Annotated in this window: 14 protein-coding genes; 5 read left to right on the forward strand and 9 right to left on the reverse strand. The window is 37.6% G+C overall.

Annotated elements, in window-relative coordinates:
- Positions 1-35 precede the first annotated feature (35 nt).
- The 6 genes from LB467_RS12155 to trhO form a co-directional block, all read right to left on the reverse strand.
- Positions 36-389, reverse strand: coding sequence for a four helix bundle protein (locus LB467_RS12155; RefSeq protein ID WP_224474311.1), 354 nt, complete (start codon positions 387-389; stop codon positions 36-38).
- 30 nt (positions 390-419) lie between these two features.
- Positions 420-1,121, reverse strand: coding sequence for a CoA transferase subunit A (locus tag LB467_RS12160; protein WP_224474312.1), 702 nt, complete (start codon positions 1,119-1,121; stop codon positions 420-422).
- A gap of 108 nt (positions 1,122-1,229) precedes the next feature.
- Positions 1,230-3,542, reverse strand: coding sequence for a penicillin-binding protein 1A (locus LB467_RS12165; RefSeq protein ID WP_224474313.1), 2,313 nt, complete (start codon positions 3,540-3,542; stop codon positions 1,230-1,232).
- Positions 3,543-3,555: 13 nt separating this feature from the next.
- Positions 3,556-4,047: a gliding motility lipoprotein GldH gene (locus LB467_RS12170; protein WP_224474314.1), complete on the reverse strand. Its 492-nt coding sequence runs from the start codon at positions 4,045-4,047 to the stop codon at positions 3,556-3,558.
- Entirely contained in the window at positions 4,040-5,200 is a 1,161-nt protein-coding gene (locus LB467_RS12175; protein ID WP_224474315.1) for a PSP1 domain-containing protein, read from the reverse strand. Before LB467_RS12175 ends, LB467_RS12170 begins: the two co-directional genes overlap by 8 nt.
- Before the next feature lie 207 nt (positions 5,201-5,407).
- Positions 5,408-6,439: an oxygen-dependent tRNA uridine(34) hydroxylase TrhO gene (gene trhO, locus LB467_RS12180; RefSeq protein WP_224474316.1), complete on the reverse strand. Its 1,032-nt coding sequence runs from the start codon at positions 6,437-6,439 to the stop codon at positions 5,408-5,410.
- A 467-nt stretch (positions 6,440-6,906) separates the two neighbouring features.
- Between trhO and recA the strand changes: the two genes are divergently transcribed.
- From recA to LB467_RS12200, 4 genes are all read left to right on the forward strand, one after another.
- The gene (gene recA / locus LB467_RS12185) at positions 6,907-7,923 is read left to right on the forward strand and encodes a recombinase RecA (protein ID WP_224474317.1); all 1,017 of its coding nucleotides are present in this window, start codon (positions 6,907-6,909) and stop codon (positions 7,921-7,923) included.
- 158 nt (positions 7,924-8,081) lie between these two features.
- The gene (locus LB467_RS12190) at positions 8,082-8,561 is read left to right on the forward strand and encodes a hypothetical protein (RefSeq protein ID WP_224474318.1); all 480 of its coding nucleotides are present in this window, start codon (positions 8,082-8,084) and stop codon (positions 8,559-8,561) included.
- Positions 8,562-8,572: 11 nt separating this feature from the next.
- Positions 8,573-9,115, forward strand: a complete 543-nt coding sequence (locus LB467_RS12195; RefSeq protein ID WP_224474319.1) for an RNA polymerase sigma factor — start codon at positions 8,573-8,575, stop codon at positions 9,113-9,115.
- Positions 9,112-10,578 (forward strand): hypothetical protein, encoded by a 1,467-nt coding sequence (locus LB467_RS12200; RefSeq protein WP_224474320.1) that lies wholly within the window; start codon positions 9,112-9,114, stop codon positions 10,576-10,578. The genes LB467_RS12195 and LB467_RS12200 overlap by 4 nt, the downstream gene beginning before the upstream one ends.
- Positions 10,579-10,780: 202 nt before the next feature.
- Here the strand turns inward: LB467_RS12200 and LB467_RS12205 are convergent, their stop codons facing one another.
- Together LB467_RS12205 and LB467_RS12210 are read right to left on the reverse strand one after the other, a co-directional pair.
- Positions 10,781-11,749 carry an arsenic resistance protein gene (locus tag LB467_RS12205; RefSeq protein ID WP_224474321.1) on the reverse strand — a complete coding sequence of 323 codons (969 nt, stop codon included), beginning with the start codon at positions 11,747-11,749 and terminating at the stop codon, positions 10,781-10,783.
- A 60-nt stretch (positions 11,750-11,809) separates the two neighbouring features.
- Positions 11,810-12,565, reverse strand: coding sequence for a lysophospholipid acyltransferase family protein (locus LB467_RS12210; protein WP_224474322.1), 756 nt, complete (start codon positions 12,563-12,565; stop codon positions 11,810-11,812).
- Positions 12,566-12,640: 75 nt separating this feature from the next.
- Here LB467_RS12210 and trpS point away from each other — a divergent pair, with 75 nt between their 5' ends.
- Complete coding sequence (gene trpS, locus LB467_RS12215) at positions 12,641-13,609, forward strand: tryptophan--tRNA ligase (protein ID WP_224474323.1); 969 nt, start codon at positions 12,641-12,643, stop codon at positions 13,607-13,609.
- On the opposite strand, the gene dprA is transcribed toward trpS, so the two are convergent.
- Positions 13,606-14,706, reverse strand: a complete 1,101-nt coding sequence (gene dprA, locus LB467_RS12220; protein WP_224474324.1) for a DNA-processing protein DprA — start codon at positions 14,704-14,706, stop codon at positions 13,606-13,608. The genes trpS and dprA overlap by 4 nt on opposite strands.
- Between the last annotated feature and the right edge of the window lie 7 nt (positions 14,707-14,713).

The raw sequence follows: 14,713 nt of genomic DNA on the forward strand, positions 1-14,713 counted from the left end.
AAAATTTGATAAATCGTTGATTTGAAAATAGTCTCCTATCTTTTCTTAGCCGAACTTATAATTTTGGATGTTATTCTTACTATAGATGTTAATTCTAAAAAAAGTTGTTCGTCTGGATTTGGAAAATGCTCTGAAGCCTTGCAAAGTTTTAACCAATAAGTTGTTTCATCTGCTTCTTTGGCTGAAATTTTAAATTTATGGAAAAAGTCGGCATTACTCTCTGCATTCTGGGCTTCCCAAACATTAGCCCCAATTGAAGTGCCACTTTTAAAAAGTTGAGAACACATTTCGTATTTATGCTTTGACCTTAATTCTTCTGAATAATCGATAATCTTCAGCGCAAAATCAAAAGTTTTTCCTACAATAATATTTTCTTTGTCGTTTCTCATAAACTTTCAAATTAAAATATTCTCAAATTTTCAAATTCGTTTTTGAACCGTTCTCTTTTCAATTCGTTTTTCGTAATTCTTTCCTTCAAAAATACGTTGTACAAAAATGCCTGGAATATGAATTTGATTGGGATCTAATTCTCCCGGTTCTACCAGTTCTTCGACCTCAACAACAGTTATCTTTGCAGCTCCACACATTAGAGGATTAAAATTACGGGCAGTTCCTTTAAAAATAAGGTTTCCAGCTTTATCGCCTTTCCAGGCTTTTACGAAAGCAAAATCGGCTTTAAAGGCTTTTTCCAATACGTACATTTTCCCATCAAATTCGCGCGTTTCTTTAAACTGGGCAACCTCGGTACCGTAACCGGCAGGAGTATACATTGCAGGAAATCCCTGCTGCGCTGCCTGGCAACGAGCAGCTAGTGTTCCCTGCGGGATAAGTTCTACCTCCAGCTCTTCGCTAAGCATTTGCCGCTCAAACTCGTCGTTTTCCCCTACATAGGAGGAAACCATTTTATCTATTTGTTTTTTTTGAAGTAAAAGTCCGAGGCCAAAGTCGTCTACCCCGGCATTATTGGAAATACAGGTAAGACCTTTTACATTTAGACGCACAAGTTCTGAAATGGCGTTTTCGGGAATCCCGCTAAGGCCAAAGCCACCCAGCATAAACGTCATACCATCTTCTACGCCCTGCAAAGCATCCTTTACATTGGCTACAGTTTTTCTAATCATCGGTATTTAAATTTTACCGAAAAATACGAAAATAAAAATGCTGCTACAATGCTTTTAGGCTGGTAGATTATATTTTTCTAAAAAATAATGGTAGAATTTTGCTAAATCTTAAAAATCAAGTTCATCTGGAAGGCTATCGTTTTGAGATTGATTCTCCCGATTATACCGATCACAATTTATTTCAATAGACAGGTTATCGGGTTTTGGAAACGCATCTTTCGAAACATCTAATTCTTCATCTGCATAAAGATCTTTCATATACATTCCCCAAATTGGCAGCGCCATAGTAGCACCCTGACCATAAGTCAAGTTTGGAAAATGCACTGCCCGATCTTCGGCACCAACCCAAACGCCGGTTACGAGATTAGGGACCATTCCCATAAACCAACCATCACTTTGGTTTTGTGTAGTTCCGGTTTTACCGGCAATAGGATTTTTGAAATCGTATGGATAACCCGTTACTCCTCGTTTGTAATGATCAAATTCTTTAGCATAAGTTCCACGTAAGCGAACCCCGGAGCCATTTTGAGTAACACCTTCTAAAAGGTTTACCGTAACATAAGCTGCTTCTTTACTTAGTACATCCCGGGTTTGCGGTACATGCTGATAAAGGACGGTTCCGTTTTTATCTTCTATTCTATTTACGATAACCGGCTTTACATAAACCCCTTCATTTACAAAAGTGCTGTAAGCCGAAACCATTTCAAAAAGACTCATATCTTCAGTTCCCAGGGCAATTGCGGGCCCATTAGAAAAGTTTTCAGTATCTACCCCCAGCTTTTTTACTAAGTCTAAAACCGGTCCCGGTCCTGTTTTGTCAATTAACCTGGCTGTTACAGTATTCACCGATTGCGCCAGTGCATTTTTCAAACTTATCATTCCCTCATATTCCCCATCACTATTTGCCGGGGACCAATCTTTGACATTGCCGTATTTACCTTCTTCAATAGTAAATCTATTTTTAGGCATAATATCACAGGGAGAAAGTTTTAACTGATCTATTGCTGTAGCGTATACAAAAGGCTTAAATGTAGAACCCACCTGACGTTTTCCCTGTTTTACGTGATCGTATTTAAAATGCTTAAAGTTGGTACCCCCAACCCAGGCCCTAACTTCTCCTGTTTGAGGAGTCATAGACATTAAACCGGCCTGCAAAAATCCTTTGTAGTAAAAGATAGAGTCTTTAGGCGTCATAATGGTATCTTTTATACCATCCCAGGAAAAAACACGCATCCTGGTTTCCTTGTCGAAAGATGCCAGGATATCTTCTTCAGATTTTCCCTGATCTGTCATTTCTTTCCATCTTACCGATCGGCGCATTGCGCTTCTCACTATCCCATCAACCTGTCCCTGGTCTATATCTCTAAACGGGGCGGTTTTATTATTTTTATTTTGCCTGTCAAATTCCTTCTGAAGATGGGAAATATGTTTTTCCACGGCAGTTTCAGCATATTGCTGCATTTTAGAATCTATGCTGGTATAAATTTTTAATCCGTCACGGTAAAGGCTATACTCAGTTCCATCTGGCTTTGGATTTTTCTCTATCCAGTCTCTCATAAACCCTTGCAGATAAACTCGAAAGTATGTCGCCATCCCTTCATCGTGGCCTTCCGGAGAAAAATCAAGATCTAGCGGTAATTTCTGAAGTGAATCTTTTTCCTGCTCAGACAGATAACCATTTTTCTGCATTTGCACAAAAACCTGATTTCGACGTTGTTTTACCATTTCCGGGCGGCGCACCGGATTATATAAAGCGGCATTTTTCAGCATTGCTACCAAAACTGCAGATTCTTCTATATTAAGGTTTTTAGCTTCTTTTCCGAAGTAAATCTTTGAAGCCGAACGAATTCCAACAGCCTGATACACAAAATCATATTTGTTGAAATACATAGTAATAATTTCTTCTTTCGTATACTGTCGTTCCAGTTTTATGGCGATATTCCACTCCTTTACTTTCTGCAAAATCCTGGCAAAAGGATTATTAGAAACATCATCAGTAAACAAAAGTTTAGAAAGCTGCTGTGTTATAGTACTTGCACCACCACGAGTTCCCAGGTAAAACGCCGCTCTAAGTGTTCCTTTTGCATCTATCCCGGCATGTTTATAAAACCGCTCATCTTCAGTAGCTACAAGGGCTTTAACGAGGTGGTCGGGAAGATCATCATATTTTATAGGCGTACGGTTTTCACTGTAATATTTTCCCAAGGTTTCCCCATCTGAAGAGAAAATTTCGGTAGCGAGGTTGGTCTCAGGATTTTCAAGCTGTTCAAAATCGGGCATTTTACCAAAAGCCCCCCAGCCTGCCATTAAGAAAATTAAAACCACAGCTAATAATCCAATCCCAAAAGCTGTCCAAAATCCAATAATATAGGGGCTTTTAGAGGTTTTGGTCTTTTGCTGCTTCTTTTTTGTTCCGGCCATTTTAATTTAAATATTATTGCAGGTCCTTTTCTATCCTGAAACCTACGTGGGTAATTCCTTCTAAATTTTCTATTCCTTCCACCTCGTCGTTTTTGCGCATTGCCTGTTTAATGGCAATTCTATATTCGCCGGGTTCAGTAAAACTCACATTTTCTTTATACCAGAGTTTACTTTCCTTTACATCACCAAAACCCGTACCAAGCCATTTGCCATCGGGTGCTGCCATTTCATATTCCAGGGTATCGGTTATCACTTTCCCTTGCGGAAATCGCATTTCGGTAATTAAAAACAGGTTCCTGTAATTATAATCTTTGTTATTCCTAATATTTATAAACAGGTTATAATTTTGCAAAGAATCCAAATCTCCCAGTTTAAAAACCAAAGTAGAATCTTTTTCCCAGCCCCCTGTTATTGGTTTATATTCATCATAAACCCGCTTTTTATCACAGGAAGTCAGTAAGGCAAAAGCACCAATAAAAATTAAAAAGACACCAGCTTTACGCATTATTCGAAGGTTTTCCTTTACGTTTTCTTCGTTTTTTTGACTTGTGTTTTTTATGCTGGCCTTTGGGCTTATCAAAACGTGTTAAACTATCCTGCCCAACCACATTGTTGAAATCCCGTTTTTCTTCCAACTGAATTTGCACCTCAAACTCCTCAAGGCTAGCAACATCTTCTTTCTTACGATTTGAAGCTATAATCTTATTCGCTTGCTCTGCTGTTAATTGATGCCAGTTCATCCACTCCCCCTCATAGGCATACCAAAGTACACCTTTAAAAATGTCAATTTTTTGGCAAACGGCAGTTCCCTTTTTGGTAAAAAGTTTGGTGTCGGTTCGCGGAAAAGTCTTTAAGGCTTCCAGATAAGAATCGAGCTCATAGTTAAGACAGCATTTTAACTTTCCACATTGTCCAGCTAACTTTTGCGGATTTAAAGATAATTGCTGATATCTCGCTGCAGAAGTACTTACGGATCTAAAATCTGTAAGCCAGGTAGAACAACATAGTTCACGACCGCAAGAGCCAATTCCGCCAAGGCGGGCTGCTTCCTGACGCAAACCAATTTGCCGCATTTCTATTCGGGTATTAAATTCCCTCGCAAATTCCTTGATTAACTGACGAAAATCTACACGATCATCGGCCGTATAATAAAACGTAGCTTTTGAAGCATCTCCCTGAAATTCAATATCGCTAATCTTCATACTTAGATTAAGCCTAATTGCGATCTCTCTGGCTCTTTTCTTTATTGCTTCTTCCCTATTTCGAACTTCCTCCCAAACGTCAATATCTTTTTGAGTGGCTTTTCGGTATATTTTAAGTACTTCCTCGCTATCGGGTTTAACTTTTTTCTTTTTCATTTGTACTCTTACCAGTTCCCCGGTAAGACTCACCATACCTACATCGTGACCGGGAGAAGCTTCAACAGCCACTGCATCGCCCATACTGAGGCTTAGGTTTTCTTCATTTTTGAAAAAGTGTTTTCTTCCGTTTTTAAAACGAACTTCTACGTAATTGAAAGGTTCTATCCCGTTAGGCATAGACATATTTGCAAGCCAATCGAATACAGAAAGTTTATTGCAGGAATCTGTACCACAGGTCCCGTTGTTTTTGCATCCTTTAGGCGTTCCGTCTTTGGTTGAGCAACTGCTACAAGCCATAAATATTTATATGTTGTAAGTCTTGCAAATTGCTTTGCAGACTTTTAGGTTTATATTGAGTTTCTAATCAAGAACCTCGGGGTAATCCCGAGAGTTATGATACAAAAATTTATTAATTAGAACAGAGGCAAGCCTCCGAACAATTAAATCTCGATTATCGAGTAAATATACCAATATTAATTGGCACTCCCTTTTTAGAACGCTGTGTTAACTTTTATATTTTAAAACCTCAGAACGTCCTTTTTTAAATATTTTATTGCTGTTTCCTTTTCCTTTTCGCAAGGCTTTTTGCTCTTCGTAAGGTAAAGCAGCAATCTCCATACAATCTTTAGAACAGCAATTATTCATTTTTTCTGCACATTCCTCACACTGAATAAAAAGCAAATGACAGGCTTCGTTAGCGCAATTCACATGCTTATCGCAAGGTTTACCACATTGGTGACAATGCGCGATCACTTCTTCTGAAATCTGCTCGGAACGACGATGATCAAAAACGAAGTTCTTTCCTATAAATTTATTTTCCAGTTCCTGTTTTTCAACCTGTCGGGCATATTCAATAATACCGCCTTCCAACTGATATACATTTTTAAAACCTTTATGCTTATAATAAGCACTGGCCTTTTCGCAACGAATTCCACCGGTGCAGTACATTACCAAATTTTTATCTTCTTTATAATCTTTAAGATCGTCTTCTATAATTGGCAAGGAATCCCTAAACGTATCCACGTCTGGAGTAATCGCACCCTGAAAATGACCAATTTCACTTTCATAATGGTTACGCATATCTACCAAAACGGTATTAGGGTCACTAATAAGTTCGTTGAACTTTATCGCATCTACATGCACCCCTTTATTGGTAACATCAAAAGTACTGTCATTAAGTCCGTCGGCAACGATTTTTTTACGCACTTTCACCTTCAGCTTTAAAAAGGCCTTAGCGTCATGTTCTATGGCAATATTCAGCCTAACGCCCTCAAGAAAATAAATATTATCTATAAATTCTTTAAATTCTTCAAATCGTTTGGCCGGAACCGAGAGTTGGGCATTGATCCCTTCGTGGGCAACGTAGATGCGACCAAGAACATCCATTTGGTCCCAGGCGATAAAAAGGTGATTTCTGAATAAGTGTGGATTGCCAATTTTGGCATAGGCATAAAAAGAGAGCGTTAAACGGTCTTCTCCCGCTTCGTCTATAAGTGCTTCCCTCTCTTTAGCGCTTAATTTATTGTACAGTTGCATGCTATACCAATGTTAAGGTTAAAGAAAAATTTTTGCAAAGATACGTTTAAATTCCAAGGAAGAAAAAATGCCCTGAAAAGTCTATTCCCAGGGCATTTTTTGTGTGGCTAATTCGGTTTGTAATCTTTTTTACTTTGTTTCATAAATTAGATTTTTAAATTCTAGCCACCATCTACCCGGCAATTAACATTCAGCAAAATAATTACTGAAGTGCTACAACCGGGCATAAACAGACTTTTTCTCAAAAATCTCATAGGCAGGGTTAATTTTTAAAATTTCTGTTTAAATAACTACCAGGGAGCAAGCTCTCAAGGCATTAGATTGAGAAATTCAAAACACTTCAAAACAAGCGTAATCGTATTCTAAATCTCTCTTCAAAAGTAAATATACAAAAGCCGCGCATATAAAATTGTGATGCAGGAAAACTTATAGTAATTTAGCAACTCTCTAAATAGATTATTCAAATTATGAGCAACGATAAAGAAAAAGAAGCAAAATTAAAAGCCTTAAAGCTTACCCTGGATAAAATGGATAAAACCTACGGAAAGGGTACCGTAATGAAAATGAGCGACCAGGCCATATCTGATGTAGATGCAATTTCTACCGGTTCCTTAGGTTTAGATTTGGCGATGGGCGTTGGAGGCTATCCAAGAGGTAGGGTTATTGAAATCTATGGACCAGAATCTTCGGGTAAAACAACTTTAACTTTACACGCAATAGCCGAAGCCCAGCAGAAAGGAGGTATTGCTGCCTTTATTGATGCAGAACACGCTTTTGATCGTACTTATGCAGAAAATCTAGGTATAGATATTGAAAACCTTATTATCTCACAACCGGATAACGGAGAACAGGCTCTGGAGATCACCGATAACCTGATACGTTCGGGAGCTATAGATATTATCGTGATAGATTCGGTTGCGGCTCTTACTCCAAAGAGTGAGATTGAAGGAGAGATGGGAGATTCAAAAATGGGGTTACACGCCCGTTTAATGTCTCAGGCCCTTAGAAAACTCACATCTTCTATTAGTAAAACCAACTGTACCGTAATCTTTATTAACCAGCTTAGGGAAAAGATTGGGGTGATGTTTGGAAACCCAGAAACTACAACCGGTGGTAACGCACTTAAGTTTTATGCTTCGGTTCGTTTAGATATTAGACGTTCTACGCAAATAAAAGACAGCAACAGCAATGTTATGGGTAATAAAACCCGTGTGAAAGTGGTAAAAAATAAAGTAGCACCACCATTTAAAATGGCTGAATTCGACATTATGTATGGCGAAGGAATTTCTAAAATTGGTGAAATAATAGATATAGGTGTAGACTATGAGATCGTGAAGAAAAGCGGCTCCTGGTTTAGCTACGAAGACACTAAACTAGGTCAGGGTCGTGACGCGGTAAAAATACTTCTAAAAGATAATCCCGATTTAATGGAAGAACTTGAAGAAAAAATCAAGAACGCTATTAAAGTTGCTAAAGAAGCTTAAAATCAAGCATTTGGTCACGATAGTTTAATAGTATTTTCAAATTAAGATAATGTCAAAGTCTTAAAAATCCCTTAAAAAAGGGATTTTTTTGATTCTGGACGCAACCATTTCTATAAAGTTGCATCTATGAAGTAGATAACCCTAATAATATATCTGAAATGAAAAGAATTGCCATATTAATAGTACTGGCCCTAAGCCTGTCCAGCTGTAGTAATGATGATGATGGCCCTAATGTAAATTATGACTTCGCAAAAATAACCAATGCAGACCTCCCCGGTTTTTTTGAAGTTGGCGAAAGTTATGATCTGGAAATAAGTTACGAGTTGCCCAACGCCTGTCACAGTTTCATCACCTTTGATTTCGATGAATACACCGATGAAGAAAATGACTCTACCTATGTTATAGAAATTTATGCGGTAACTTCTTATGATGCCAATCTAACAGAATGTACAGAGGAAGGAAGTTTAAATGAGTCTAAAACTATTAGAGATCTGCGAATTACCAGTGAAAATTACAACAATTACCAATTTAAGCTCCTTACAGGTTTTGATGAGGATGAAGAAGCAGAATTTTTAATCGTTGATGTTCCGGTGGGAGAACCGGAGCCGGAAACACCAGAAGAGAATACTAACGAATAACAACTAAGTTAGTGAGTTTAGAAGAACTCATACATCAGTGTAAAAAGCAGGATATTAGGGCACAGGAAAAGCTTTACCGTTTATACTCCGGTAAACTTTTTGGCCTGTGCCTTAAATATTCCAATAACTACCAGCAGGCTGAAGACAACCTGCAGGATGGTTTCATCACTATTTTCAAGAAAATAAATCAATATGAAGATAAAGGTTCTTTTGAGGGCTGGATGAAGCGAATTGTAATTAACACAACCCTACAAAAGCACCGAAAGGAAAAATATTTTGAAATCATTAATGAAAATCTTTTAGAAGATCCCGAGATTGAAATCGATGATGAAGAAATTACTACTGATTTTCTATTAAAAAGCATTCAGGATTTACCGGAACGCTACCGGCAAATTTTTAACCTCTATGCCCTGGACGGATTTTCACATAAAGAAATCGCAGAAATGCTGAATATAAGTGTGGGAAGTTCAAAATCTAATCTGGCTCGAGCCAGGCAGATTTTAAAAAGCAAAATAGAAAATTACCTCAACGATAATAAGGTGCAATCGTTATGAAAGAAAGAAAGAACATAGACCGGCTATACCAGGAAAAGTTCAGGGACTTTGCCCCCGAACCAAGTCCTGAGTTATGGAATAATATTGCCGGGAAATTGCAGGAGAAAGATAGAAAAAAACCTTTTATAATTCCACTATGGATGAAGCTTAGCGGTGTTGCAGCTGTTTTAGCTTTAATACTGGGCGGCTATTTTTTCAGCCAGAATAATTTCACCGAAACACAAGTAGTTTTTGAATTAGAAGAAACTGCTAAACCTCAAATAAATTTACCAGAAATCAATAAAAACGAACAGTTTATAAATGCTTCAGAAATATTGGAAAATGTTAATGAAGCTACTTATTTAACTTCTGAAGGTGCCAAAACCTCATCAGCTAATAACAATTCGGCTATAGCTTCAGAAAACACAAATGCTCAAGCCAAAAAAACTTCAGTTAATTCAGCTAAAACAGAAGATACAGCAGACCAAATCACAGAAAATTCAGACCAACAAAATTCGGCGATAGCGGAAGAAAATCATCCAGATTCCGAAGAAGGAATAATTCAGAATCAGGATTTCATCAATCCAAATTCAAAAAACGAACACAATCCTGAAGCGATCGCAGAAAATAAGCTGGATAGTATTGAAAAAGAAAAACAACTTTCAATTAAGGATAGCCTGGAAGTAGCAGGACAATTAGCCCAAATTGAAGAAGAAAAAAATCTGGAATTAGACGAAGAATTAATTGCTGAAGCTGCTAAAAAGAGACTTCGTTTAAGCACTTTCGCAGCTCCCGTCTTTTATGATAATATTGGTAAAGGAAATGCCATAGACCCCCAATTTGCGGGTAATACTACCAGCTCACAGGTTAGTATGGCTTATGGCATGAACCTGGCTTATTCAATTTCAGAAAAAATCAAGATAAGAAGCGGGGTTTCTAAGGTAGCGATGAGCTATAACGTGGAAGATATTGTATTTACTGCCTCCATAAATCCCAGCTCTATAAGTTCCATAAATTACGAATCAGATAGAAATAATGTTCAATTGGAAAATGCGGCGCCAAGCGGCCTTCCCGGCAATACCGACAGTAGTAATAATACTTTCTCATCTATCAATAATATGGCGTTACCGGGCGAGATCAACCAGCAATTTGGTTTTATTGAGGTTCCACTGGAAATAGAATACAGTCTCATAGACAGCAAAATAGGTCTTAATCTAATTGCAGGCGGAAGTAGTATGTTTTTAGATGAAAATAGTATCCAGGTAAATACCAATAACCAAAATACGAGAATTGGGGAAGCAAATAATATCAATAAAGTGAGTTTTAGCACGAATGTTGGTGTAGGACTGGATTATAAAATTACCGATAGTTTTATGCTGAATTTAGAACCTATTTTTAAATATCAGCTGGATACTTTTAGTGATGCACCCGGTGTACGCCCGTTTTACTTCGGAATATATTCTGGAGTAAGCTTTAGATTTTAAACTGATTCAAGAAAATCGTCACCCTAAACTGGTTTTAGAGCTTGCTCCGAAATTTATTCGGTGGTCTAAATTGAGCTTAAAAATTATATGTTGAGCTGAAGCTATTCCGATAGTTTTCAGGACAAAGGTCACGTATAGGCGTAGTTTGAGTTTAGAGGAATTCACTATCCGATCACCACAAAGTTTATCACGGTCATATACCTCACTCTTTTATCATCCTCCTTTTTCTTATTTGCAACAAGATTTGTGACACCAATGCTAAAATTGGCAATTCAATTAAAGGTCCAATTACTAAGGCCAATGCTACAAGTGGGTCATTAGGAAATGCTGTTATGGCAATAGCCAGGGATATAGGAGAATTTCTTGCTAAAGTTGTCAAGTTTAAACTTGCTGAATCTTCATAATTGAATTTTAATAAGGAGCTCATAAATCGACTAATAAAGAAATTTCCGATAAAGAAGATTAGCAACGGAATAAATAAGATTAAAACGACTTCAAGGTTATTTGTTAAATAATCTCCCTGTGATGCAAACATTGCCATAATTGCTAAGCCTAAAAAAATAACCTGGCTCCTTTCAAAAAATGGCGAAAACTTATTATTGATAAACCTTGAGTTTTTTAATTGTTTTGAGACATATCTTGTGGCTTGCGCTAAAACGAAAGGAACTAGCAAGACCAAAATTATACTTTCAAATAAGATAGTTGAATCAACCGATCCTGTCTTACCGAAAAATAGAAGCAAATAAATCGGTAAAAGGATTATTTGCAAAATCAGGTTTAGTGGAAGAATGGATGCACTTAACGATGTATTACCTTTGGCTGTTCCTGTAAAAATCAAATACCAATCTGTACAGGGCGTTACCATCAGCATTACAAATCCAATCCAAAGGCTTGGTTCGTTTTGAAGCCATAAGCGGCCCAGGCCGTAAGCAAATAATGGAGTCCAAATGAAATTGATTCCAATATTTGCCGAGAAAAATTTTAGATTAGAAAAACTTTTAAGCAAGTTCTTAATTGGGATATTAAGGAAAATCCCGAAAAGCATTATCATCAAAAAAGGAACTATAAGATATTCGGCGTAATTTCCAATTGACGAATTTTGTCCGATGAGAATTCCGAGAAGAACAGCAAGACCGATTATTAAGGTTTGATATTTGTTAATGGAATTCATTAAATTTTGTTACAGTTTCCGCTCTCCTGTAAGATATACAACAAAGGAAAACAAGACTTTTCAAACAGCCTCCTTTTTCTCAACATCTTTGGAAAGCTCTTCAAAAATAACCTGCCGGGTTTGGTTTCTTAAATCCCTTCTATCCCCAGGCTGCATGCCTTCTGTACTAATAAATTCGTGAATTTTCACCCGAAGTTTCCCAGGTCCACCTGAGATAAATTTATAGGAAAACCGCTTTTTATTATCGTAAAAAGTAATAGGTACAATAGGAATTTGGTGTGCTATTGCCAATCTAAATGCACCATCTTTAAAAGTATCTAATACAAGTGATCTATCTTCTGGAACTCCACCTTCAGGAAAAATACAAATACTTTCGCCCATATCTAATCTTCTACGGGCTTCAATTACCACATCCTGCTTACTTTTGTTGCTATTTCGGTCTACGGTTATGTTTGTTTTCCGGTAGAAAAAACCGAAAACAGGAATCTTAGCCAGTTCTCTTTTCCCTACAAATATAAATGGTTGCTTAATGATGACAAGCATCATCATAATGTCTATCATAGAAGTGTGGTTGGCCACCAACATATAATTTTGTTTTGGGTCAAGTTGCTGCATCCTTTTAATTTCAGGATAAAAACCCATTCCGTATAAAATACATTTTGCCCAAATTCGGGCACAAACATAATATTTAGGATAAAGTCTTTCAGCGGAAGAAAACACGACAAGCACCGGAAACATTATTAAAATTGGTATTACAAGAAGAATATAAAACCAGATTCGCCATAAAACAGTAAGTATTGTGCGTAGGATGCTCATAGAAACCAAAAGTACTAAATTGAACCGAGGGAATTCCGCAAAAAAAGTACCTTTGCACAAAAACCGAAAAAGCAGATGTCCAGAATTCTTACAGGAGTACAAAGCACAGGAACTCCACACTTAGGAAATTTATTGGGAGCGATTTTGCCGGCCATAGAAATGGCCAACAAACCCGATAATGATTCTTTTATTTTTATTGCCGATATGCATTCGCTAACCCAAATAAAAGATGCCGAAACCTTAAGAAATAACACCTATTCTGTGGCCGCAACCTGGCTGGCCTGTGGGATTGATATAGAAAAGACGGTTTTTTACCGACAAAGTGATATCCCGCAAACCGCTGAGCTTTCGTGGTATTTGAGCTGCTTTTTTCCTTATCAGCGTTTAACCCTGGCGCATTCTTTTAAAGACAAATCAGATCATCTAGAGGATGTGAATGCAGGACTTTTCACTTACCCAATGTTAATGGCGGCAGATATTTTACTTTATGATGCTGAAATCGTGCCGGTGGGAAAAGACCAGCTTCAGCATTTGGAAATCACCCGTGATGTAGCATCCCGTTTTCATTCAAAAATGGGCGAAGCTTTTGTAATTCCCGAAGCTAAAGTTCAGGAAAATACCATGTATGTTCCGGGAACCGATGGTGCTAAAATGAGCAAATCTAAAGGCAATACCATAAATCTATTTGTGACCGATAAAAAACTTCGGAAACAAATTATGGCTATTGAAACCGACAGTACGCCTTTGGAAGAACCTAAAAATCCCGACACCTGTAATGTTTTTGCACTATTCAAATTAGTAGCTTCTGAAGCACAAATAGCAGAAATGCGCAAGAACTATGAAGCCGGCGGATTTGGTTACGGGCACGCTAAACAAGCTTTATATGAAGTACTTCTGGAGCAGTTTGAAACTCCCAGAAAAAAGTATGACTATTATATGAACAACCTGGCAGAATTAGACAAAGCCCTTGAAGTTGGCGCTGAAAAAGCAAGAAATGTAGCCAATGAGGTTATTAATAGAGTAAGAAAAAAAGTAGGTTACTAGATCAATTCAAATAATTTTCCGGGTAATGGGCGCACAACGCCTTTTAATTCCATATTAATTAAAATACCCGCAGTTTTATAGGAGGGAAAGTTACAGTTTAGCGCAATGCTGTCTAACTGGGCTTTCCCTTCCCCTTTTAAAAAGTGGAATATATTATTTTCGTCCTCATCAAGATCTACAAATAATTGTTTTTGTACCGGTTTGGTTTTTTCTTCGGTTTGCCAGTTTAAGAGGTAAACCAGATCTGCCGCAGAATTCATTAAATGTGCATTTTGAGTTTTAATTAAATTATTGCAGCCTTTACTCAATTTATCTGACGGTCTTCCCGGCACAGCAAAAACCTCCCGGTTATAAGAATTCGCAATATCAGCAGTAACCAGAGAACCGCCTTTTTCAGCACTTTCTATTACCACGGTTGCTTCGCTTAAGCCCGCGATAATTCGGTTTCGCTTCAAAAAATTATTCCGTTCAAAAGGATCTTTGCTCCAGAAGTCGGTAAAAAAGCCTCCGTTTTCTTCAACTGAAGTTACATATTTATGATGCACTTTCGGATAAATCTGATCGAATCCATGCGCGAGACAACCAATGGTTTGTAAGTTATTAGCAACCGCAGCTTTTTGTGCGGTAATATCTACTCCATAGGCAAAACCCGAAACTATAACCGGATTCAACGGACTCAATTCTTCAATAAACTGCTCGCAAAATGCAAGGCCATTTTGGGTGATCTTCCTGGTGCCCACCACACTTATAATTTTTTGATTATTAAGGTTGATATTTCCTCTTTGGAATAATACAATTGGGCCGTCAATACAATGCTTTAGCTTATCGGGGTAATCATCGTTCTCAAAATACAAAATCTTGATGTTATTCTTCTCAATAAATTTTAGCTCCTCTTCTGCAGCTTTTAGGTGTGAAGAATCAAAGAAATCGCGTAACCGGTGAGCACCAATTCCATCGATTTTAAGTAAATTTCGCTTCTTTTGTTGTAGTACATTTTTTGCCGATCCAAAATGCCTGATTAATTTTTTCGCAAGTATATCTCCCAAATTTGGAATGTGTTGCAAGGCTAAGATATACTGTAACTCTTCAGAAGACATAATTCGA

It is taken from the genome of Salegentibacter tibetensis (assembly GCF_020164485.1).
Classification (GTDB): Bacteria; Bacteroidota; Bacteroidia; order Flavobacteriales; family Flavobacteriaceae; genus Salegentibacter; species Salegentibacter tibetensis.

Excerpts from the sequence above, each read along its gene's own strand:
- dprA (WP_224474324.1), bottom strand. The coding sequence starts at position 14,706 with ATGTCTTCTGAAGAGTTACAGTATATCTTAGCCTTGCAACACATTCCA.
- LB467_RS12170 (WP_224474314.1), bottom strand. The coding sequence starts at position 4,047 with ATGCGTAAAGCTGGTGTCTTTTTAATTTTTATTGGTGCTTTTGCCTTA.
- LB467_RS12155 (WP_224474311.1), bottom strand. The coding sequence starts at position 389 with ATGAGAAACGACAAAGAAAATATTATTGTAGGAAAAACTTTTGATTTT.
- LB467_RS12190 (WP_224474318.1), top strand. The coding sequence starts at position 8,082 with ATGAAAAGAATTGCCATATTAATAGTACTGGCCCTAAGCCTGTCCAGC.
- LB467_RS12200 (WP_224474320.1), top strand. The coding sequence starts at position 9,112 with ATGAAAGAAAGAAAGAACATAGACCGGCTATACCAGGAAAAGTTCAGG.
- LB467_RS12210 (WP_224474322.1), bottom strand. The coding sequence starts at position 12,565 with ATGAGCATCCTACGCACAATACTTACTGTTTTATGGCGAATCTGGTTT.
- LB467_RS12175 (WP_224474315.1), bottom strand. The coding sequence starts at position 5,200 with ATGGCTTGTAGCAGTTGCTCAACCAAAGACGGAACGCCTAAAGGATGC.
- recA (WP_224474317.1), top strand. The coding sequence starts at position 6,907 with ATGAGCAACGATAAAGAAAAAGAAGCAAAATTAAAAGCCTTAAAGCTT.
- LB467_RS12205 (WP_224474321.1), bottom strand. The coding sequence starts at position 11,749 with ATGAATTCCATTAACAAATATCAAACCTTAATAATCGGTCTTGCTGTT.
- LB467_RS12160 (WP_224474312.1), bottom strand. The coding sequence starts at position 1,121 with ATGATTAGAAAAACTGTAGCCAATGTAAAGGATGCTTTGCAGGGCGTA.
- trpS (WP_224474323.1), top strand. The coding sequence starts at position 12,641 with ATGTCCAGAATTCTTACAGGAGTACAAAGCACAGGAACTCCACACTTA.
- LB467_RS12165 (WP_224474313.1), bottom strand. The coding sequence starts at position 3,542 with ATGGCCGGAACAAAAAAGAAGCAGCAAAAGACCAAAACCTCTAAAAGC.
- trhO (WP_224474316.1), bottom strand. The coding sequence starts at position 6,439 with ATGCAACTGTACAATAAATTAAGCGCTAAAGAGAGGGAAGCACTTATA.